Origin of the sequence: Streptococcus sp. S784/96/1 (assembly GCF_902729355.1) — a bacterium.
GTDB classification, from domain to species: domain Bacteria; phylum Bacillota; class Bacilli; order Lactobacillales; family Streptococcaceae; genus Streptococcus; species Streptococcus caledonicus.
The window spans coordinates 82,374-104,524 of the sequence record NZ_CACVCC010000002.1 but is presented as its reverse complement, the minus strand read 5'-3'; the positions used below and the strand labels follow the sequence as shown (position 1 = coordinate 104,524).

The window sequence follows — 22,151 nt, the reverse complement described above, 5'->3', positions numbered from 1 at the left end:
CTTATTGCCTTTTCATTTTACTATTTTTCATGAAAAAAGAACACTAAAAAAACATCTTTTCTGGAAGAGGTTCACTTTTTAAGAAAATAGCAGATCTGAAAGAAACCGCTGACAAATGCCATCTTTTTTGCTATACTGAGTCATATTAACAATAGAAATGGAGCCTCTTATGGAACTCAAACCACGTTCAGAATTTCCTGAAACTGAACTATGGGACTTAACAGCCCTTTACAAAGACCGTGAAGATTTTTTATTAGCTATTGAAAAAGCCTTGGCAGATGTTGACCAATTCAAGAAAAACTACGAAGGCAACTTGAAATCCGCTGATGATTTCACCGCTGCGCTTTATGAACTGGAACAAATTTATATCCAACAAAGCCACATCATTAACTATTCCTTCATGCCTCAGACTACTGATTTTAGCAATGAAGAATTCGCAGAAATCGCTGCAAGCGGTGATGATTTCATGACAAAAGCTAGTGTAGCGCTCAGCTTTTTTGATACAGCTCTGGCACAGGCTGATGATGCTGTTCTTGATGAACTAGAAGAAAACCCTCATTTCAGCTCTGCTATTCGTCAGGCCAAACGCCAAAAGGCCCACTTGCTAGCTCCTGAAGTTGAGAAAGCCATCAGTAACCTCCGTGAAGTGCTTGGGGCACCTTATGACATCTATACGAAGATGCGTGCCGGTGACTTTGCTATGGACGATTTTGAGGTTGAGGGTAAGGTTTATAAAAACAGCTTTGTGACTTACGAAAACTTCTATCAAAATCACGAGGATGCTGCGGTCCGTGAAAAAGCCTTTCGTTCGTTCTCAAAAGGTTTACGCGCTCATCAAAATGCGGCAGCGGCAGCTTATCTTGCTAAAGTAAAATCAGAAAAATTACTAGCTGATATGCGTGGTTATGACTCTGTTTTCGATTACCTCTTGGACGAACAAGAAGTTGACCGTACCATGTTCGACCGTCAAATTGACCTTATCATGAATGAATTTGGCCCTGTGGCTCAACGCTACCTCAAACATGTGGCAGCTGTTAACGGTCTTGAAAAAATGACCTTCGCTGACTGGAAACTCGATATTGACAATGAACTCAATCCAGAAGTCTCTATTGATGATGCTTATGACCTTGTCATGAAATCAGTCGCTCCGCTTGGTCAAGAGTATTCTCAAGAGGTGGCTCGCTACCAATCTGAGCGCTGGGTGGACTTTGCAGCCAATAAAAACAAGGATTCTGGTGGTTATGCTGCTGATCCTTACCGCGTGCACCCTTACGTCCTCATGAGCTGGACTGGCCGCATGTCAGATGTTTATACTTTAATTCACGAAATCGGGCACTCTGGTCAATTTATCTTCTCAGATAACAACCAAAGTTTCTACAATGCCCATATGTCAACCTATTTCGTGGAAGCTCCGTCAACCTTGAACGAATTACTCCTTAGCGATTATCTCGAAAATCAATTTGACAACCCGCGTCAAAAACGTTTCGCACTTGCTCATCGTTTGACAGATACCTACTTCCACAACTTCATCACTCATTTGCTTGAGGCAGCTTTCCAACGTGAAGTCTATACCTTGATTGAAAATGGCGGAACCTTCGGTGCTGAAAAACTTAACAGCATTATGAAAGACGTCCTTAGCAAGTTCTGGGGAGATGCTGTCGAAATTGATGACGATGCCGCATTGACTTGGATGCGTCAAGCCCACTATTACATGGGGCTTTACAGCTACACCTACTCCGCTGGTCTCGTGATTTCAACCGCTGGCTACCTCAATATTAAAAACAATCCTGACGGCGCTAACCAATGGCTTGATTTCCTCAAATCAGGCGGTAGCAAGACACCACTTGATTCAGCCCTTATCATCGGCGCTGATATTTCAACCGAAAAGCCACTCCGCGATACTATCCAATTCCTCAGCGATACCGTTGATCAAATTGTTGCGTATAGTGCAGATCTGGAGAAGGAAATATCCTAAAAAAGACTGGACTCCCAGTCTTTTTTATATTTCACGATTGACACATCATATTATCTCAAAAAGTTTTAGCTATACAATTTTTACTAATCGTCTAAAATCAAGCGATGTCACTTAACAACCTCAATCTCCGATCACTTCTAATCGATTAATCGCTATTTCATCCACTCCAACTTCTGATGAAATCGTTACGATATGTTCACCTTTTTTTAGTGATACTTTTTGATATAAAGGAGAATAATCATCAGATGGCGGCAATAATGTACTATATGGTTCCCCATCTACTGTCATTAAAACTGGCACTAAATTGTCAGGGGTGTAATTATCTACTGTTTTAGCATATACAGCAAAAATATAATCACCAGATTTCTTTACATTCACATTAAATGTTAACTCATCTTCACGATTAGCAAAACCTACAATACTTTTCAAAGATTCTCCTTTAGAATCTTCAATCATTTTAAAATCACCTGATTGTTTTGCCTCTATCGCCGAATAGATTTGCCTCTTTAAATCCCCACTAGGCAACCTTTGATACTGTTCTGAAGCCAAAGGAAGCATGGTATCTATTTTTTCTCCTTTTAGAGAAAGTGGTTGTATTCTAATGGAACGCTCCCAGCCAGAATGAGACCATCTTGCCGAATGATATACAATCCAAGGCTTACCCTCTTTATCTCTCACAAATCCATTATGACCCGGTCCAAAAACAAAATCTGTTTTCGCCATAATAGGCTTTGATTCTTTAGACCATCTTTTCTCATCTAATGGATTATCCTTGACATTAAGAGTTAGCAACCCTAAACTGTAATCATCATCCCAACTTCCGCTAGCAGAATAGACAAGATTAATCGTGTCTCCAGCAATAAAAATTTCGGGTCCCTCATTGATTAAAGGAGTCTGCTTTTTTTCCCATTCAAATTCAGGTCGAGACAGCAACTGTCGCTCGCCAGATATCTGAGCAATCCCCTCCATTGGAGCGATGTATAAATTTTGAGCAACGTTCTCATAACCTTCCCAACCAGACCAGATAAAATACCTTCCTTGATTAGTTTCTAAAACAGTCCCATCAATAGCAAAGTGCTCAGTCATACCTGCTATAGCCTGAAGTTTCCACTCCCCTTGATAAGGATCCTTTGAGGAGTTGGTCAAAGCATACATCCGATGAGTTTCGCCACCTTTATTTAGCGCTACATAAACAATCCATTGATCATCTAGATAATGCAGCTCTGGAGCCCATGCACTCTCAAACTCACTAGGTAATTTCCATATCACCTTCCTTTCTCCAGCTACTACTGTACTGAGTTCTTCAGATCTCCACAAAGTGACATCATTACCTGTGGTTTTCGTATAATAATAGTAATTATCGTTTTTGAGCAGCCAAGGGTCTGCCCCATTATTATCAATTATAGGCGTAAACTGATCAGATATTTTTTCCTTATCCTTAAAATGTGTACAGCCAACTAAAATCAATATGAACACTCCTATAATGAGAAAACTCTTTTTCATGAGCATTACCTATTCTACATTTGGAATATGATACCCATCATTGATTTTTTTTATTTTTTCTAAATCACACTTAGGGTCTCGATTATAAGTCAATAAACCATTGATTTCTTGTTCAACATCTGTTAGTTGTGTATAACAATATCCCCAGAGTCCTTTTGAAGCATATATAGCTGACATAATACGTTTATAATCCTCTAAAAATTCTTCCTCTGAGCCAACTTTTGTATAACCCCAACCTTCTTGGTTAGAAACTTCATAAGCTATCCCGCCAAATTCAGTCAATAAAATAGGTTGTCCTTGGTAACCAAAACCATCTGCAAAAATAGGCCAAGCCGTCGAAGGATTATTAATTAAAGACTCCTTGCAAAATAGGCTTTCTCTATAATAGTTATACTTATCTTTTTCACTGTTTTGACCGTGCATATAATTATGGATAGCTACAATATCTGTTTCCGTAGCTGCCCAACCATCATTAGAAATGACTAAGCGAGAATTATCTAGAGAATGGATATAGTGATACATAGCTTGAGAAAAATGTTGTTGCATCCTGTCATGAGAAATATTAGGAACTCCCCAGCTTTCATTAATTGGAACCCAAGTGATGATAGATGGATGGTTAATATCACGATTTATAATTTCAGTCCATTCTACCATCAAACGAGCCACAGAGCGCTCACTGTAAATAGGAGGCGCCGCACATTCTCCCCAAACAACAAATCCTTTGACATCTGCCCAATACAGAAACCTAGGATCTTCCATTTTTTGATGTTTACGGCAGCCATTAAAGCCCATCGCTTTAGCTAAGTCAATATCTTTAATAAAATCGTCATCACTTGGAGCTGTTAACAAACCTTTTGACCAATAGCCTTGGTCTAACACTAATTTTTGATAAAATGGTTTGTTGTTTAAAAAGACCATACCGTTTTTCGTATGAATTTTCCTAAACCCAAAATAAGAGGTTACCCTATCTATAACTGTATCGTCAAGCATTAACTTTAATTCAACATCAAATAAATTAGGATTTTCTGGTGTCCAACTTCTGCCATCGTCATGAAAATTAGTTGAAAAAATATGGCCTTGTATCACATCAACGGCAATTGTTGTTACTTCCGACGTTATTAATTGCTCCCCCTGTGAAACTATCTCATCTTGATATGATATACGATAAACTAACTTCGACTCACCCTTTACACTTCCTAATGTCCTGACTGCAAGATTTACCATTCCTTCATCATAACGAATATGATAGCGTAAATCATCTATATGGCTTTGATTAACCTCTTCTAGCCAAACTGTTTGCCAAATACCCGTTGAATTAGTATACCAAATACCTCTTGATGTTTTTTCCCAAAACTGCTTTCCTCTAGGCATCTCTTCATCATCATGTCTGTCTGTTACTCTAACTATAACTTCTTGATTTCCTGAATCCTCTAGCAAGTTAGAAACATCAAACTTAAACGGAGTGTTTCCGCCAACATGAGTTCCCGCCAATTGACCATTGACGTATACCATCGCCTCATAGTCTACCGCACCAAAATGAAGATAGACTATTGCCCTTTCATTTTTGTGATAGAAAAACTGTTTTTTATACCAGACAACATCGTGTACACTACGATCGTTAATTCCACTTGCTTCAGACTGATAAACAAAAGGAACCTGTATGTGCTTAGTAAACTCAATCTCCTTTAAACCATTCCAATTATTAACTAGCCCTTCATTTTTGTCATCAAACTCAAATTGCCATTCCCCATTTAAGTTTAACCATTTTTCTCTGACAAATTGAGGACGTGGATATTCTGTACGTTTCATTTATTTCCCCCTTATTTCATCCCACTTTGTAACGACATTGATTGCATAAAATATTTTTGAGCAACCAAATAAAGTAAAAACGTAGGCAATAATGCTAGAATTGCCCCCGCAGTTGCAAGGCCAGGGAATGTTTGATATTGCCCCTGCAATAATTGCAATCCCGGAGTTATCGGCATCTGCGAAACATCACTCATCACAATAGATGGCCATAAAAAATCATTCCACGAATTTGTAAAACTAAATAACGCTACTACAAGCAACACTGGCTTAATTAATGGCAAAATAATATACCAAAAAATTTGAAACTCATTTGCACCATCAATCATAGCTGATTCATCCAATCCCAAAGGAATTGCCTTCATAAACTGTCTTACTAAAAATAGATTATAAACCCCTGCAACCCCAGGAATAATAACTGCTAAGAAAGTATTCGACCACCCTAAACTACTAATAATTTTGAAATTTGGAATTAGATTAATCACCGTCGGAAACATCATACTTCCTAGTAGAATTGAGAAAATAAAATCTCTTCCTGGCCATTCTAATCTCGTAAACCCATAAGCCGCAAAAGCCGTGACAAATACAGTTAAAACCATGAAAGTTGTAGAGATAATCAACGAATTCGTAAACCATTGAAATACTGGAGATGCCTCACTGTTATTTAACAAGGTAGTATAGTTAGACAAAGTCCACTCTTTTGGTAATAGATGAAATCCAGAAGATGCAATTTCATTTTGTGATTTAAATGAGGTGAACACTGCCCAGATTAGTGGTAAAATCCAAACAAGACACACAACTGCTAAAATAATAAATGATATTCTTTGGGCTGTTTTTGATTGCTTCATCTCATCACTCCTATTGATTCATTTTTCTAACTGCAATAAACTGAAATACTGAAACCAGCATAATTCCCAGACCTAATAAAATCGCCATTGCAGAAGCCATTCCTGCTTGTGGAATACCTGCCCCAAAAGCAGCTTGCTGAATATACATCAATAACACACTAGTGGAACCATTCGGACCACCATTAGTAAGCATCAAAGGCTGACCATATACATTTAATTGAGCAATTGTAGTCATAACAGTCGTGAATAACAATTGATCTCTAATACTAGGTAATTGAATACTAAAAAATGTTCTCAATCGACTTGCACCATCAATTTGAGCCGCTTCTATCATTTCGGAACTAACAGCATTAAGCGCTGCCACATAAATAATTAAATTTCCTCCCATCGTCCACCAAACAGTAACCAGAGCCAAAACAATCCAAGCCCAAGGTTGTTCTCCTGTAAAGAAGATTTCCAATCCCAGCAGACTTTGCGGACCGTAGGAAATACTCAACAGAAAAGCCCAAATAATCATAACCGCCGATATAGCAAAAAGACTTGGCATATAAAGAACAGCTTGAAAAAATCCCATTAATTTTGGCTTGTTCATTAATAATGTTGCTAACAACAAAGGAACTACAATACACAAAGGTACAGTAATCACCGCAAATAAGAAAGTATGTACAAAACCTTCTGTAAATTGAATATGCCAAATAGATTCTGTATCAAACAACAACGTTTTAAAATTTTCTAGCCCCACCCATTGAGGAGTTGAGTAAATATCCCACTCTGTAAAAGACACATACAAGCCTAAAATGGCTGGTGCTAAGAAAAACAGACTGAAAATAATTAAAAAAGGAGCAATAAATACTAACGTTTTCCACGTAAATTGCTTTTTAGAAGAATGTTTGCGCATTAGTTTCTCCATTTCTTATAACAATAAAAACAAGTGGCACTTAAAGACTTCAGCCACTTGCTTACAGATTATAAATAAGATATTTAAGCAATCTTATTCATTGATTTGAGCTGCAACTGTCTGTTGAATTTGATTAAATGTTGCATCAAGTTCCGCCTTACCAGAAATCATATCCATTCCCTTAGGATCAAAGGCAGTCATAAATGGTGACATTCCTGGATCAGTGTTAATGGTAATAGCATTTTGAGCTTTTTCATCTGTCACTAAGAATGATTGTGGTAATTTGGTATAATTTTCATCTTCAAGCATTGCCAATGCTGTTGGATTGGCACCTGATTTCACAATGTCTCCTTGATTAGTTTGTAACCAAGCTAAGAAATCAACCATACCCTTTTCAAGATTTTTAGACCTGCTCTCTTTGGTTTTAAAAATAGCAAATTGTCCTGCTCCAGATGCTTGAATAAGATTTTTCTCATCCCATTGAAGAGTTAACATCTCTCCCCATTTAAAGTCTTTAATCCCTTGGTATTGACTCAACATCCATGTTCCCTCAGGATTAAAAATCACTTTACCATTCATGAAGGCTTTGACGGCATCCTCACCATTTGGAACAACATAACCTTTGGAATAAAGTTTTTCCCACTCTCCCCAAGCCTTCTTAGCAATATCATTATCAATATTAAATTTTCCGGAAGAATCACGCCATTCTCCACCCATTTGAAGATAAATATTCATGAAATTCTGAGACGACCAGTCATTACTTGTTGCATAAATACCATCAGCTTTAGCTGCTTCTCCCGCTTTCTCAACTTCTGCATAAGTAACAATGCCATCATCAAGAGAACCTGGCGCATACTTATCTACTAAGTCTTGATTATAGTACATCACCCATGTGTCCATTTTATCTGGAACCCCATATTGTTTACCATCAAGCGTCCCAATTTCCCATGTCGCAGGAACATAATGTTCAGCGCTAACATCGGAGCCTTTTATCAGCGAATCCCAACTATCTAGCAATCCTAAATCTTTATAGTATGGCAATTGTTCTGAAGCTAATTCTGCAATATCAGGAAGTCCCGTTCCTGATTTACCAGCTGTTGTCAATTTTTGTTTAAGTGTATCTGCTTTCATCGGAACCATCTTAACTTTGTAAGCTGGATTAGTAGCATTATAAGCATCTATTGTTTTTTGATAATTTTCAAGATCCGGTCCAGAAAATGCCGACCACACCGTAATTGTGCCACTCTTGTCACCTTCTTTAGATTTAGTATCAGATGCTTTTGGTCCACATGCCACTAATAACGCAGCTCCACATAACGTTACCGCCAACAATTTCCATGATTTTTTCATAATAGCCTCACTTTATCATTTTCCTTAACAAGAAAACGATGTTTTATTTTTTAGTAAAGAAACAATTGTTTTATTTACAAGTTTATTTTAATAACAAAAGAAAGCGTTGTCAATATTTTTTGACTTTCTTTTTTTGTAAATTGACAATTTTAGTTTTTAGTATTAAAATTAAGAAAAGAATATAAGGAGGCGAGCACTATAGATATAGAGCTTAATAGTTCAGATGAGCATTCTTTAGCAATTTTTCATGCACTTTCTAACATCGACAGAGTAAAACTTCTAGAACTTTTAGAAATCCAAAATAGGCCTATCACAGAACTCCGTGAAAAATTACAATTAAGCCCTTCTAGCATCAGTAAACATCTTAAGATTTTAGAAACCGCTCAACTAATCAGCATTGAACAAGGAAAAGACAATAGATGGAAAGAAAAATTTGTCAGCTTAAAAACAGATACCTTAACCGTTCATCTTCCCAATAAAATTTTCCCTGATCTATCAAAAATGCGTGAAAAGGTTAAAATAGGTCATTTTGTAAATTTCTATTCTTCACCATCTTGCGGTTTAGCAACCCAAGAGCAGATTATCGGAAAAATTGACGACCCTAAATCTTTTCTCAACCATAACAGGGTAAATGCTGATATTATTTGGCTAAGTCAAGGTTTTTTAGAATACAAGATTCCTAAGCCATTAAAAAATGGCAGAGATATTACGATGTTAGATATCAGCTTGGAAGTCTCTTCTGAATTCCCTATTTCAAACAACACATGGCCAACATCTTTGAAGTTTATTTTAAACGGCATCACCCTTGGAAACATCACCATCCCTGGAAATTTTTCTGATGTTCGCGGCAAACTAACACCAAATTGGTGGCCAGATGAATTTAGCCAATACGGTCTTCTAAAGCATATCAGAATCAATCAAAGCGATACCTCTATTGATGGTATTAAAATTTCCGATCACAATCTACACGATACCAAAATTATTGAGAAAGATTTTTTAACCTTTAGAATTGAAGTTGACGAAATCGAAAACCAATATGGCGGCCTAACTATCTTTGGGAAGAATTGGGGAAATCATTCTCAAGATATTAATTTTGATTTTTATATCCCCTAGAAAGAATTTATCATGATTTCACAAGAAACTTTATTAGCAAACGAACAACCAGTCACCATTTTTTCTATGACTAACTCTTTAGGAAGTAAGCTCCAAGTGACTAATCTTGGTGCAACTATTCTATCTTTCGAAGTTGCCGATCAATTTAATCAAAAACGAGATATTGTTCTAGGTTATGAACCAGTTGATCGTTATTTTTCTAATAATGCTACTTACTTCGGCGCTACAGTTGGTCGTAGCGCCAACCGAATTAATCAGGCGAGCTTCACATTAAACGATAAAGTCTATAACCTCCCTAAAAATGAAGGCGAAAACAACCTTCACAGCGGGCCAAATGGCTACCATTTACGCCTGTGGGACATTATCGAGGTCAACCAAGAACAAAATAGTGTGACTTTAGAAATAAAAAGCCCAGATTCAGACCAAGGCTATCCTGGCAATTTGACCTTGGTTGTTATCTACCAATTGACCGACCAAAACGAACTTATTATCACCTATAATGGCTTATCTGATGCTGACACGATTTTTAACCCTACAAATCATAGCTATTTTAACCTCAACGGTCACAATAGTGGAACTATAGAAGAACATCTTCTACAGTTAAACTGCCACGCCTACACTCCTATTTCTGATTCAAAATCAATTCCAACTGGAGAAATGATTTCAGTCGAGAACACACCGTTTGATTTTACAACTCAAAAAAGGATAGGACAAGATATTGATGCCGCTTTTGATCAAATTCAATATGCCGGTGGTTACGATCATAATCTCATCATTACAGAACCAAGTCTCAATAAACCATTTGCAACAGCTATCGGTAACGAATCAGGTATCAAAATGGAAGTTTACACAGACCTCCCCGGCGTTCAATTCTATTCGGGTAACTTTATTGAAAAAGAAGATGGCAAACCTGGAGCAACTTATACCAAACGCTCTGGTTTCTGCTTGGAAACACAATTTTTCCCAAACGCTATCAATACACCTCAATTTGAAGCTCCTGTTCTATTGGCCAACACCCCTTATCAAACAACAACCATTTATCAATTTGATATTAAAAAATAAGCCACAAAATTGGATAACGTCACCTCATTCTTCAGAGATACCGTTGATCAGATGATGATTTGCATTTGAGAACTAGGAAGATACATTGTAAAGGAAATTTCAAAACTCAGGTTCTTCTCAGAAATAGCACTCTAAAAAGGCATCGAATCGACGTTTTTAAGAGCGTCATTGATGCCTTTTACTGAACTCTAATATTTTTCCAACTCCTATCTATCAGACTCATTCGTGAACTATTTTCTTTGTTTCCCTTATATCAAAGTAATTTTTGATGAGCACATTTTCTAACATCGTAGAACGTTCAACATCTTACTCAACTAACTAAAGATTTCGATTTTCTAATAAATATATGATATATCATAATAAAATCCCACGACCTTCTCATTAGACCTCTCAATTCTAAAATGTTAAGATATCATTGAATCCAAAGGAGGAACATTTATGACAACACTGTACGATTTCACAGTTAAATCCCAAGATGAGACTGACTTTTCGCTCCGCCACTTCACCGACAAGGTCCTTCTCGTTGTTAATACAGCAACCGGTTGTGGTTTAACGCCTCAATACGAAGGGTTACAGGCGCTCTATGATCAGTTTCAGAACAAAGGTTTTGAAGTACTCGATTTTCCGTGTAACCAGTTCAAACAGCAAAGCCCAGGGACCGCAGAGGAAATTAACACTTTCTGTAGCTTAAATTATAATACAACCTTTCCACGTTTTGCTAAGATTGAGGTTAATGGCACAGCTGCTCCCCCTCTTTATCAATGGTTAAAAACTGAGAAAAAAGGAACCTTGGGTAAAGTTATTGAATGGAACTTCACCAAATTTCTCATTGACCGCGAAGGTCATGTGGTTAAACGCTTTGCCCCAACCACTACACCTGAAAAATTGATTGCTGAAATTGAAAAACTACTATAACTGAAAAACGCTAGGAAAATACAGCTTCCTAGCGTTTTTATGATTAACGATGACTAATTTTGCGTGTCAGCAAATCTCCTGTTAACTGAATGGTAACAATAATCAAAAGAATGAGTAAAGTCGCTACCCATATCACATCATGGTGAGAACGTCCGTGACCATATGCAATAGCAACATTTCCTAGACCGCCACCACCGATAGCGCCAGCCATTGCTGTTTCACCAACCAAGGAAATCAAAGTCACCGTTGACACACGAACCAAATCAGGCAAACCTTCTCCTAGATAAACACGGATAATATCAAAGGTTGTCGCGCCTGATGCTTGCGCAGCCTCAATCACCCCACGATCAACTTCAGCCAAAACAACTTGAACTTGGCGTGTAAAGAAGGCAAAAGTTGCCACTGATAGCGGGACAATAGCCGCCGTTGGACCAAGGCTTGTACCAACCAACAGCAAGGTTACTGGCACAATAACTGCCAATAAGATGACAAATGGCACCGCACGAAAGACGGAAGTGACCTTATCAAGCACATGAAAAACAACTTTATTTTCAAGAACACCACCCGGCGCTGTCAACACGAGAAAGAGACCCGTTAAAAGTCCAAGACCCCCACCAATAATAAATGCCCAAAAAGTCATATAAAACGTGGTGTAAATAGCTGCTAACCAGCCATTTTCACCTGCCAAACCAATTTTATAGACATGAGGAAGATTCGTTTCAATCCACTTTATCATTATTTCGCACCTCTTTTCAATACAGTCAAGCCAACACCAGCTTCTACAATAGCATTTTCAGCCGCAGCTAATGAATCTGGTTCTCCAGACAAGACAACAATCAGCTCACCAACTGGTGTGTCATCTAAAATTTCAATATTTCCATAAAGGATATTAGCTGTTACTTCAAAGCGTTTGTAAATCTCATTCAAGATAGGCTCATCTGTTGCATGTCCAGCATAATTAAGTTGAGCAAGCAAGCTATTTGGCGCCATATCTTGGACAATATCTTGCTTTTCAATCTTAACCATAGCTTCATCAATACCTGTAGCCGTTGTGATAAATTCTTGAGTTAAGGCTTCTTTAGGGTTTGAGAAAATGTCAAGAACAGAACCTTCCTCAATCAAGTGACCATCCTGCATGACAGCAACACGGTGACAAATGTCTTTAACAATTTGCATTTCGTGGGTAATCATAACAATGGTGAGCCCCAATTTACGATTAAGTTCCTGCAACAAGGCTAAAATTTGCTTAGTTGTCTTTGGATCCAACGCTGAAGTTGATTCGTCAGAAATTAGAATTTCCGGATCATTAGCAAGGGCACGCGCAATAGCTACACGCTGCTTTTGTCCCCCAGAAAGCTGAGCAGGATAATTGTCAGCACGGTCAGCCAAGCCCACCAAGGTTAACAGTTCTTCTACCTTTGCTGAACGTTCTTCCTTGGATAGTCCTGAATGTCGCAAGGCAAAGGCAACATTCTGACGAGCTGTTTTTTGTGCCATCAAGTTAAAATGCTGGAAAATCATCCCAATTTTTTGACGTTTAAAACGTAGTTGTGCTGGACTTAACTGCACTTTGCTATCTGCAAAAGTCACATCACCAGCCACTGTAATTTTACCAGCTGTCGGCACCTGAAGAAGGTTAATCACACGGACTAATGTTGATTTCCCCGCTCCTGAATAGCCAACGATACCATAAATCTGCCCCTTGTCAATAGTCACAGAAACATCCTTAACCGCTTCAATCACACGTTTTTTCTGGTGAAACGTGATATCAATATGTTCTAGTTGAATAATGGGTTTACTCATAAGATTTTATTAACTCCTCAATCATTTCAATATGGGTGTAATAATCTGCCAATTTTGCATTTTCATCTCCACCGTGGTCTCGGCTATTTGGATTTCCTAGACCAAAAGATACAATCGGTACTTCAAGCGCTGCAAAAACTTGGTGCATCGGACCTGTTCCAGCTGTTGTTGGCAGAACAGCGACACCCTTTGGAGAGAATTTTTTAGCAATGTCGATGGTATTTAAAATGGCTTGCGCAGTCATGTCACTACGGTAGCCTTCTTCACCCAAAGTATAGCTCAATTTGACCTGTTCAAAACCATTTTTTCGCAGTTGCTTTTCAATTTTTACCAATACATCATGCGGTTCCATACCAGGCACCAGACGCACTTCCAATTTAGCAGAGGCTTGACAAGGAATAATCGTTTTAACGCCCTGCCCTTGATAACCAGTGCTTAGTCCTTGTATGGTCAATGATGGTTCAAAGAATAAACGCTTCAGAAGCTCTGCTTTATCATCCGTCAAAAACGGTAGTTTTAAGTCATAGAGGTCACGTAAATCCTCTGACTCAATGTAGGCAAATTGATGTACTAAATCAAGCTCACGAGCAGTTGGAGGGGTCACACCATCATAGATGCCGTCCACCAAAATACGTCCATCAGCCGTACGAAGACTTGATAGGGCATTGATTAAATACCAACTACTACTATCAATCACACCGCCAAATTTTGAATGGATATCAACCTCTGCACTTTCAACAACTGCATCAAAGGTGACAATCCCCTTTGTCCCACCAGAAAGTTCCATCTGACCTTGAGCATTAAAAATCCCTTGCTCCCAAACCAAAAGCTCTGCCTTTGATAATTCAGGTTGGTATTTTTCTAAATACTTCTCCAAATCAACCGATGCGGATTCTTCGGCACCTTCAATGATGAAAATAATATTTACTGGCAATTCAGTCACTACTTTACGATATTTTTGAACGCCTGTCAAACGTGCAAGAATATGTCCCTTGTCATCATCAACTCCACGCCCATACATATAACCATCACGAACATCCAAAGTAAAAGGCGCAGCAGTCCAAATTTGGTCACTATCTGCTGGCTGAACATCATAGTGATTGTAGAAAACAAGTGTCTTTGCATCCGCTTTTTGGCTAGCAAATGTCGCCATCACGAAAGGAGCCTCAAAACTATCATCTAAAACCACATCTGCACCTGCTTCTTCAAATAGTGTAACTAAATATTGAGCAGCATCATCTAAACCAACATTTTGCGCAAAAACACTTTTAATGGCAACTAATTCTTTTAATTTATCAAAATAGTACTGTGCCGTCGCATCATTGTAAAATTTTTCCAACTGCAATTGGTCATTACTAACTATCATCTTTTCGTTCCTTTCCTGTTGTGTGGCTAGATGTTGATGTCTATAGTATAATCTTTTTTATCAGCACTTATCCTAATGTAGTGTGACCTCATGAGAAGTTTCACTGCTATTTGGAAAGCCAAAGTATCCCGCGCTTTCTAATTTCTAAGCTCAGGCTGAAACTGTCCACTGGATATTTTCACTCCATTATAGTGGAAGCACTAGGAATTACAGATAATTTAATCATAATCAACTACTAAGTATCCATACATTGGTAGCTTCGTTATTTTTATTATTAAATGATTAATTATTTTAAATCTGATATTCACCCAAAATCAAAATTAGCATTTTAGAACCTCTAATATCATTGATAGACAACCGAACGAAGTGAGGCTAAAACGTTTCTTTCGCTATAGCGGTATTCTTATCAAGAGTTTACTCTTGACAAGAACGGATTTTTTGAGATCTAAGCTCAAAAAATAGCAATGAAACTCCATAGGAGGTTACTTGCGTCCGCACTTCTAAGAAAGAAGCAAAAAGTAATTTTTTCTGTTTTTAAATATAAATCACTATAAATTTGATTAAGCATAAGCCTACTACACATATAAAACAAATATAGCGTGCTTTCACACGCTGATATTTATTGACAATTTAGTTAAATGTTGGAGCACCTTCCCAGGCTGGAATATCAATACCTTTTGATGTTTCATTAAGCACTTTGGCAATCTCATCTGTTTGGTAAACTGAGATCAATTTTTTAATAGCATCAGCCTTGTCTGATTTTTCCCAATCTTTTTGAGCCGCGATAATGTTAACCCATTGTTTAGAACCTTCGTTTACTTCTTCTTTGTAAAGAGAAGTCTCATAGTTAATACCTGCAGACTGAGCAAAAGCATTATTGATAATAGCTGCATCTACAGATACTAAGTTGGCTGCAAGTTGATCAGCTGCAACTTCTTTAATCTTGACATTCTTACTGTTTTTAACAATACTATCAAGCGTTGCTATCTCGCCTTTAGGCACTTCAAGATCAATGATACCAGCACTTTCAAGAACATAGAGAGCACGGCTTTCATTTGTCGCATCATTTGGTACTGCAATCACAGCACCTTCTGGTAATTCAGAGACATCTTTATACTTGGCCTTACTACCCTCAGTTCCTGAGAAGAGATGGATTGGACTAAGAAGGGTATCCGCTGCTGCGACTAAATCACCATCATTTTCCTTATTCCAGTTATTTAAGAAATCATAGTGTTGAAAAGCATTGACATCTACTTCACCATTATTAAGAGCAGTATTGGGTTGTGTGTAATCAGTAAACTGTACAAAGTTTAAAGTCACTCCTTCTTTTTTAACCAAAGCTGAAATTTCATCCCAAAGTGGCTCTGTCGTATCATCAAAGGCCATAACTCCAACAGTCAATTTTTCACCCTTATCGCTTGCCTTATCTTCTTTGCCTGACGATGGAGCACAGGCTGCCAAAAGCACTGCGGCTGCCAAAGTTGTTGTTAATCCTAGAATTTTTTTAAATGTCATATCTCATTACCTCTTCTAAATTTTTAAGATATGCCCATTATGCCACAGGAAGCTATAGATTTCAAATTGTTAAAAATAAGGTTTTTATATAGTTAAAAACTATAACATTACAAATATTGGCGTGGCACACGTTGGCTCAAAAGGCAAAGAACTTCATAATTGATGGTATCACGATGCTGAGCAATGTCAGTTGCCGAGATAGCCTCATCACCATTTTTACCAATCAGAGTAACTTCTGTTCCAAGAGGATAGGATTTTGGTAATTTTATGGTCATTTGGTCCATGGAAATACGGCCAACAATTTGACAATAGTTTCCGTCAACTAGAACATAGAAATTTTGAGTATCACGCGTCCAACCATCCGCATAACCAATCGGAACAGTAGCGATATACTCATCGCTCTTAGTTTGATAAGTGGCACCATAACCAATCGTTTTCAGAGATGGAAGTTTTTTGACATGGATAATTTGCGAAGAAAGTGTCAGAGCTGGTTTAATTGGATAAGGTAATTCTAAAACTTGTCCACTAGGGTTAAGTCCATAAATAGCAATCCCTAGTCGCACAGCATTAAAAATCCCTTCGTGATGCCAGAGACTGGTCGCAGAGTTACCGGCATGAACAAGGGCTGGAACTTGCTCCAGTTCAGACAAATGCGTTTTGAAGCTCTGTAATTGCTCCAAAAAATAACTGTCATCAGCTTCATCAGCTGTCGCAAAGTGGGTGAAAACCCCTTCAACATTAGCACCTAGTTCTCTTAAACGATGCAGAGCTTGCTTAGTATCAGAACTGTTTCGAAAACCGATACGCCCCATACCTGTATCCAATTTGAGGTGGACTTTTAGTCCTGTCAAATCATAGGAACATGCAAAATCCAACCACTCCAAACTAGCTACCGTGACCGTGATCTTTTGTGAAATCGTTACTGGTAATTCCTCTGGCATAATAACACCCAAAATCAAAATCGGTTTGATAATCCCTGCTTGACGCAATTCAAGTCCTTCATCAAGGTTTGAAACACAAAAATAATCAACTTGGTGCTTAATATGTTTGGCAACTTCAGCTGCTCCATGTCCATAAGCATCTGCTTTAACAACCGCAAAATGCTGAGTATTTTCTGGTAGATGGCTTTTTATAGTCTCAATATTGCTAGTAATAGCTGATAAATCAACAGTCGCCTTAGTTGGACGATGAATACTTGTAACCATAATATAAGATACCAAGAACGCCGAGAAAGCGATTAGAATTTTAGGAAATCAACGTAGTGTGCTTGCACACAAGGCGATTTATCTAAATTCCGAGCTTTCCGTTCGGGTTCAATTCCTTTCATTTTCCTCAATACTTTCTAAAATGACACTAGCCTGAACAAAAGAACCACTGTGAGAGATAGATAAATGGACTTTCCCCTCAAAAGGCGAGACTGTCACAATCGGTGCTCCCTTACTGTCTTTCATTATTTCAATATCTTGAAAAGATAAGCCAACCAACCCAGTTCCCAAGGCTTTTGAAAAAGCCTCTTTTGCCGCCCAACGTCCCGCTAAAAATTCATAGGTACGAGGAGCTTTAAGCGTCTGAAATAGCTCTAATTCTTTTTCTGTAAGAATTTTATGGGCAAAGCTCTGCCTTTTATCATAAGCCCGTTGAATAGCAGAAATATCCTGCAAATCAATCCCATGTCCGTAAATCATAGGTTCTCCTTTTCCAAAAAGAAAAACCAGCCTAAGCTAGCTTTCTTTCTATTATACCACTACTTTGACAAAGTCGCATAGATTTCCTGGATAAGTTCCTCTGTTTTATCCCAACCAAGGCATGGGTCTGTGATAGATTTACCGTAAATTTCTGGGCTGTCTTGGCGTCCATCTTCGAGGTAAGACTCAATCATGAAACCACGAACATACTGACGAATCTTCTCATTCCAATCACGGTTGATAAGGGTTTGACGAACAATACGGATTTGTTCTAAATATTGTTTGCCTGAATTATCATGATTTGTATCAATCACGATAAACGGATTTGCCAAGCCCATTTTCTCATATTGTGCAATGGTTTTGAGCAAAATATCATAGTAGTAGTTAGGCACATTTTCCCCGTGCTCATTCACCGCACCACGCAAGATAACATGAGCCAATGGATTACCGTCTGTGTCCACTTCGGCATTGTGATAAATGAAGTTTTGAGCATTTTGAGCAGCATAGATACCGTTAAACATGACATTAAGATTTCCTGAAGTTGGATTTTTCATCCCTACAGGGGCATCAATACCAGATGCTACAAAACGGTGTTCTTGGTCCTCTACGGAACGTGCTCCAATCGCATGGTAAGACACCAAATCATCAACCAAGGTGAAGTTAGATGGGTATAGCATCTCATCTGCTGTTGTCAAACCTGTCTCAGTAATGACACGGTAGTGCAAATTACGAACAGCAGCAATACCATTGATTAAATCTGGCAATTTTGACGTATCTGGCTGGTGCATCAAGCCTTTATAGCCATCACCATTGGTGCGTGGTTTAGCCGTGTAAACACGCATCACCATAAAGATTTTGTCTTTGACTTTCTCTTGAAGGGCTGACAAACGTTTCGCATAATCAAGCACAGCTTCTTCGTTATCAGATGAGCAAGGACCAATAACCAGCAGTAAACGATCATCTTTTCCCGCAATAATATTTGCTAATTCTCGATCACGACTTTCTTTTTTGCGAAGAAAGTCACCCGTTAATTTTGATAATTCTTTAACTTGAGCGATGTCAATGGTTTCTGATTTTTGATGAATCCCCATAGCTTTTTCTCCTATTTCTTTTTAACTATTCATTTTCATAACCGTTAAATGACTGACTTTTTGATGTTTGATAAATCTCACGGACTAAGGCTTCTGTTTTATCCCAACCCAGGCATGGATCGGTAATGGATTTTCCATAGACCTCCGACTTATCTTGACGACCATCTTCTAAGTAAGATTCAATCATAAACCCTCTAACATACCGACGAATTGTTTCATTCCAATCTCGATTAATGAGAGTTTGGCGGACAATACGAACCTGTTCAAGATATTGTTTTCCAGAATTATCATGGTTGGTATCAACGATAATAAATGGATTTTCTAACTGCATCTTTTTATACTGCTCAATAGTATCTAAGATATTATCATAGTAGTAGTTTGGAATGTTTTTACCATATTCATTAGTCGCACCGCGCAAAATAACATGGGCAAGTGGATTTCCAGATGTCTTAACTTCTTCTCCGTTAAAAAAGAAATTCTGCTTAGCTTGAGCTGCATAAATCCCATTAAACATAATGTTTAAATTACCCGATGTAGGATTTTTCATCCCTGTTGGAACATCAATACCGGAAGCAACAAAGCGATGTTGCTGATCCTCTACAGAGCGTGCTCCAATTGCAATGTAAGAAACAAGGTCATCAACCAAGGGAAGATTTTCAGGATATAGCATCTCATCAGCTGTTGTCATCCCTGTTTCCGTAATCACTCGATAGTGAAGATTACGAACCGCCTTGATACCGTTAATAAGATTCGGCTCTCCTTCTGCATCTGGTTGATGAATAAGACCTTTGTAACCATCACCATTGGTGCGTGGTTTCGCTGTGTAAACTCGCATCACCATAAAAATATGGTCTTTAACTTCTTCTTGAAGTTTAGCTAATCGATGTGCATACTCAAGTACCGCTTCTTCATTATCAGACGAACATGGACCAATCACTAACAAGATACGGTCATCTTCCCCACGCATAATCGCTGCAAGCTCTTCATCGCGTGCCTTTTTTCGACTTAAAGCTACACCTGTCAATTTTGATAATTGACGAACTTCATCAATATTAATTTTTTCACTCGTTGGTATAAATGACATACTACTTCCTTTAACTCAATATAAAAATTGTTTCTATTATACCACTTGAAAGCTTCATTTCCAAGGTGTTTTTTCAGAAAATTTAGTCAATAGAGATAATAATCATATTTATATCATCCCTAAATAAGTTTGCAATGCCACTATGTGACCTTGACCATCAGTAAAACCTTTCCCATAGATCTCATCAAATTTATTAGGATTTTTCTCTAAACGCCCAATTTTGAGAGTGTTTTTCGGTCGAACAACAAAAGCTTGTCCTTCTTGTTCAAGTTTGATAACCTGCTCAACCTGAGCATTGTAATACTGATAGCGTTTCGAAGCCACAGCTATAAATTTAGGATATTTTTTATAAAAAAGTCTGTAAAGTCTCCCACTAGAAGGCTTTTTTCGATAATCAAGTGGCTGCGTTAAAATCACAATTAATTTGTCAAAACCTAGACTTCTCGCAAAATCTATGGGAATCGAATCAGAAAGACCACCATCTAAATACTGTTTCCCTTTATAAGTGACAATTTCATTAGCTAGGGGCAAGGCAGAGCTAGCACGAAGGGCTTCCATCTGTTCAAAGACATTCTCAATTTTAATATAATCTGGTTTACCTGTTTCAATATCAGTAGCAACCACATAAAAAGGAGTCCCTGATTGAGCAAATCTTTTCTGGTCAAATTTATCTAGTTCCATAGGAATTTTATAATAAGCCATATCCTTATTAACAACATTGCCTGTTTTCACCCAAGAACGAAATCCCATATAGTTTTTATTTTTGATGAAGCGTTTGTTATAACGAAGAGCCCTGCCTTTTTGCTGAGAAAGAAAATTTACCCCAAAAAGTGCACCAGCAGAAACAGCTACAACCCCATCTACCTTAATTCCCGCATCTAAAAACGCATCCAAAACACCAGCCGTATAAAGCCCACGCATACCGCCACCTTCTAGCACCAATCCAACTGTCATCTTCGTTCCCTCCGTCATGGTTTTGGTGATTATTATAACAAAATTTCCAAAAAAATGGGCAAAAGAGAGTGGGACAAAAATCGTTAAATCGTCAAAAAAGACGATTTCGATTTTGTTGTCCCCCTCCGCACAGTTGATTAGGATGGCCGCTAACGATTGCTTAGTACTAAAATAGTCCAGTGGACTATTTTAGGTGGACACTTGAAAATGAAAGAAGGGTCCAGTTACAGACCTCCAATCAACCACTGCGCCAATCTGTTATTACTATCAAAAAAGAGAAGGTTGAGATATTTTTGTCTCAACCTCATTTATTGCTGATATTGCCATACATTTCTGGACGACGGTCACGGAAAAGCCCCCAGTTAAGACGCTCATTAGCACTTTTGTCCAAGTCGTAGGTTGCTAGTAGCACCGCTTCTCCTTCACGATCAGCAACGGTCACCATTACTCCCGTCTCATCTGTCATAAAGGATGAACCATAGAAATTCAAGCTTGATTCCTGTCCGCCATTTTCCACAGATGGCGTCACATGCTCGATACCAAAGCGGTTTGCTGAAATAACAGGTGTAATATTGGCTGCGGCATGACCTTGCATGGTGCGTTGCCAGTGCCCCTTACTGTCTGTATCCAAAATTGGTTCAGAGCCAATAGCCGTTGGGTAAAAGAGCAATTCTGCACCGTTTAAGGCAAGGCAACGCGCTGTTTCTGGGAACCATTGGTCCCAACAAATGCCAATCCCAATCTTAGCATATCGTGTATCCCAGACCTTAAAACCAGTATTTCCTGGAGTGAAGTAAAACTTCTCTTGGTAATAATGATCATCTGGAATATGAGTTTTACGGTAAACTCCTAACACCTCACCAGTCGCATCAATAATAGCGATCGAATTATACAGAACATTGCCATCTTTCTCATAAAAACTAATCGGTAAAACCACCTGCAACTCTTTTGCGATAGGTCTGAAGTGGAGAATAGCCGCATTTTCCTCTACAGATTGCGCGTATTGATAATACTCATACTGGCGTTCTTGACAGAAATAAGGACGTTCAAAAAGCTCTGGTAGGAGAATAATCTGCGCCCCTTGTTCAGCCGCTTGGCGTACCAAACGCTCTGCTGTTTTAATATTTTCAACCACTTCTAGCTGACACTGCATCTGAATGGCAGCAACGGTTACATGTCTCAT

General features: G+C 38.3%; 19 protein-coding genes and 1 pseudogene. 5 read left to right on the top strand and 15 right to left on the bottom strand.

Translation table 11 applies throughout. The features are described from left to right. The first annotated feature begins 169 nt into the window (after positions 1-169). On the top strand, positions 170-1,975 hold the full coding sequence (pepF, locus tag GZ996_RS01175; protein ID WP_156805957.1) for an oligoendopeptidase F: 1,806 nt from the start codon (positions 170-172) through the stop codon (positions 1,973-1,975). 120 nt (positions 1,976-2,095) lie between these two features. On the opposite strand, the gene GZ996_RS01170 is transcribed toward pepF, so the two are convergent. The 5 genes from GZ996_RS01170 to GZ996_RS01150 all read right to left on the bottom strand — a co-directional run bounded on the left by GZ996_RS01170 (position 2,096) and on the right by GZ996_RS01150 (position 8,380). Continuing rightward, the gene (locus tag GZ996_RS01170; RefSeq protein WP_238386373.1) at positions 2,096-3,451 is read right to left on the bottom strand and encodes a family 43 glycosylhydrolase; all 1,356 of its coding nucleotides are present in this window, start codon (positions 3,449-3,451) and stop codon (positions 2,096-2,098) included. 36 nt (positions 3,452-3,487) lie between these two features. Further along, positions 3,488-5,287: a glycoside hydrolase family 2 protein gene (locus GZ996_RS01165; protein ID WP_162011138.1), complete on the bottom strand. Its 1,800-nt coding sequence runs from the start codon at positions 5,285-5,287 to the stop codon at positions 3,488-3,490. Positions 5,288-5,298: 11 nt separating this feature from the next. Continuing rightward, positions 5,299-6,132 (bottom strand): carbohydrate ABC transporter permease, encoded by an 834-nt coding sequence (locus GZ996_RS01160; RefSeq protein WP_156805954.1) that lies wholly within the window; start codon positions 6,130-6,132, stop codon positions 5,299-5,301. Between the two features lie 10 nt (positions 6,133-6,142). Next, positions 6,143-7,030 (bottom strand): carbohydrate ABC transporter permease, encoded by an 888-nt coding sequence (locus GZ996_RS01155; protein ID WP_156805953.1) that lies wholly within the window; start codon positions 7,028-7,030, stop codon positions 6,143-6,145. Positions 7,031-7,123: 93 nt separating this feature from the next. Continuing rightward, the gene (locus GZ996_RS01150; RefSeq protein ID WP_162011137.1) at positions 7,124-8,380 is read right to left on the bottom strand and encodes an ABC transporter substrate-binding protein; all 1,257 of its coding nucleotides are present in this window, start codon (positions 8,378-8,380) and stop codon (positions 7,124-7,126) included. Positions 8,381-8,578: 198 nt separating this feature from the next. On the opposite strand from GZ996_RS01150, the pseudogene GZ996_RS12045 reads away from it, so the two are divergent. The 4 genes and pseudogenes from GZ996_RS12045 to GZ996_RS01135 all read left to right on the top strand — a co-directional run. Further along, positions 8,579-8,761 (top strand): annotated as a pseudogene (locus GZ996_RS12045) (ArsR/SmtB family transcription factor); the annotation flags it as partial. A gap of 120 nt (positions 8,762-8,881) precedes the next feature. Further along, complete coding sequence (locus GZ996_RS01145; RefSeq protein ID WP_238385941.1) at positions 8,882-9,493, top strand: hypothetical protein; 612 nt, start codon at positions 8,882-8,884, stop codon at positions 9,491-9,493. 12 nt (positions 9,494-9,505) lie between these two features. After that, positions 9,506-10,555, top strand: a complete 1,050-nt coding sequence (locus GZ996_RS01140; protein ID WP_202922596.1) for an aldose epimerase family protein — start codon at positions 9,506-9,508, stop codon at positions 10,553-10,555. A gap of 438 nt (positions 10,556-10,993) precedes the next feature. Further along, positions 10,994-11,470: a glutathione peroxidase gene (locus GZ996_RS01135; protein WP_162011136.1), complete on the top strand. Its 477-nt coding sequence runs from the start codon at positions 10,994-10,996 to the stop codon at positions 11,468-11,470. A 43-nt stretch (positions 11,471-11,513) separates the two neighbouring features. Here the strand turns inward: GZ996_RS01135 and GZ996_RS01130 are convergent, their stop codons facing one another. The 10 genes from GZ996_RS01130 to aguB form a co-directional block, all read right to left on the bottom strand. Further along, the gene (locus tag GZ996_RS01130; protein WP_156805948.1) at positions 11,514-12,206 is read right to left on the bottom strand and encodes a methionine ABC transporter permease; all 693 of its coding nucleotides are present in this window, start codon (positions 12,204-12,206) and stop codon (positions 11,514-11,516) included. Further along, positions 12,206-13,273 (bottom strand): methionine ABC transporter ATP-binding protein, encoded by a 1,068-nt coding sequence (locus GZ996_RS01125; protein WP_161980401.1) that lies wholly within the window; start codon positions 13,271-13,273, stop codon positions 12,206-12,208. The genes GZ996_RS01130 and GZ996_RS01125 overlap by 1 nt, the downstream gene beginning before the upstream one ends. Next, positions 13,266-14,639 carry a M20/M25/M40 family metallo-hydrolase gene (locus tag GZ996_RS01120; protein ID WP_161980402.1) on the bottom strand — a complete coding sequence of 458 codons (1,374 nt, stop codon included), beginning with the start codon at positions 14,637-14,639 and terminating at the stop codon, positions 13,266-13,268. Before GZ996_RS01120 ends, GZ996_RS01125 begins: the two co-directional genes overlap by 8 nt. A 630-nt stretch (positions 14,640-15,269) precedes the next feature. Next, positions 15,270-16,154 (bottom strand): MetQ/NlpA family ABC transporter substrate-binding protein, encoded by an 885-nt coding sequence (locus GZ996_RS01115; protein ID WP_156805945.1) that lies wholly within the window; start codon positions 16,152-16,154, stop codon positions 15,270-15,272. A 107-nt stretch (positions 16,155-16,261) separates the two neighbouring features. Continuing rightward, positions 16,262-17,359: an alanine racemase gene (gene alr / locus GZ996_RS01110; protein WP_156805944.1), complete on the bottom strand. Its 1,098-nt coding sequence runs from the start codon at positions 17,357-17,359 to the stop codon at positions 16,262-16,264. A gap of 108 nt (positions 17,360-17,467) precedes the next feature. After that, positions 17,468-17,839 carry a holo-ACP synthase gene (gene acpS / locus GZ996_RS01105; RefSeq protein WP_161980405.1) on the bottom strand — a complete coding sequence of 124 codons (372 nt, stop codon included), beginning with the start codon at positions 17,837-17,839 and terminating at the stop codon, positions 17,468-17,470. A 59-nt stretch (positions 17,840-17,898) separates the two neighbouring features. After that, a complete protein-coding gene (locus GZ996_RS01100; RefSeq protein WP_161979560.1) occupies positions 17,899-18,930 on the bottom strand; it encodes a 3-deoxy-7-phosphoheptulonate synthase in 1,032 nt (343 codons plus the stop codon). A 25-nt stretch (positions 18,931-18,955) separates the two neighbouring features. Then, a complete protein-coding gene (locus GZ996_RS01095; RefSeq protein ID WP_161980406.1) occupies positions 18,956-20,014 on the bottom strand; it encodes a 3-deoxy-7-phosphoheptulonate synthase in 1,059 nt (352 codons plus the stop codon). A gap of 108 nt (positions 20,015-20,122) precedes the next feature. Continuing rightward, positions 20,123-20,968 (bottom strand): patatin-like phospholipase family protein, encoded by an 846-nt coding sequence (locus GZ996_RS01090; RefSeq protein ID WP_162011135.1) that lies wholly within the window; start codon positions 20,966-20,968, stop codon positions 20,123-20,125. A gap of 304 nt (positions 20,969-21,272) precedes the next feature. Beyond that, a complete protein-coding gene (gene aguB, locus GZ996_RS01085) occupies positions 21,273-22,151 on the bottom strand; it encodes an N-carbamoylputrescine amidase (protein WP_162011160.1) in 879 nt (292 codons plus the stop codon).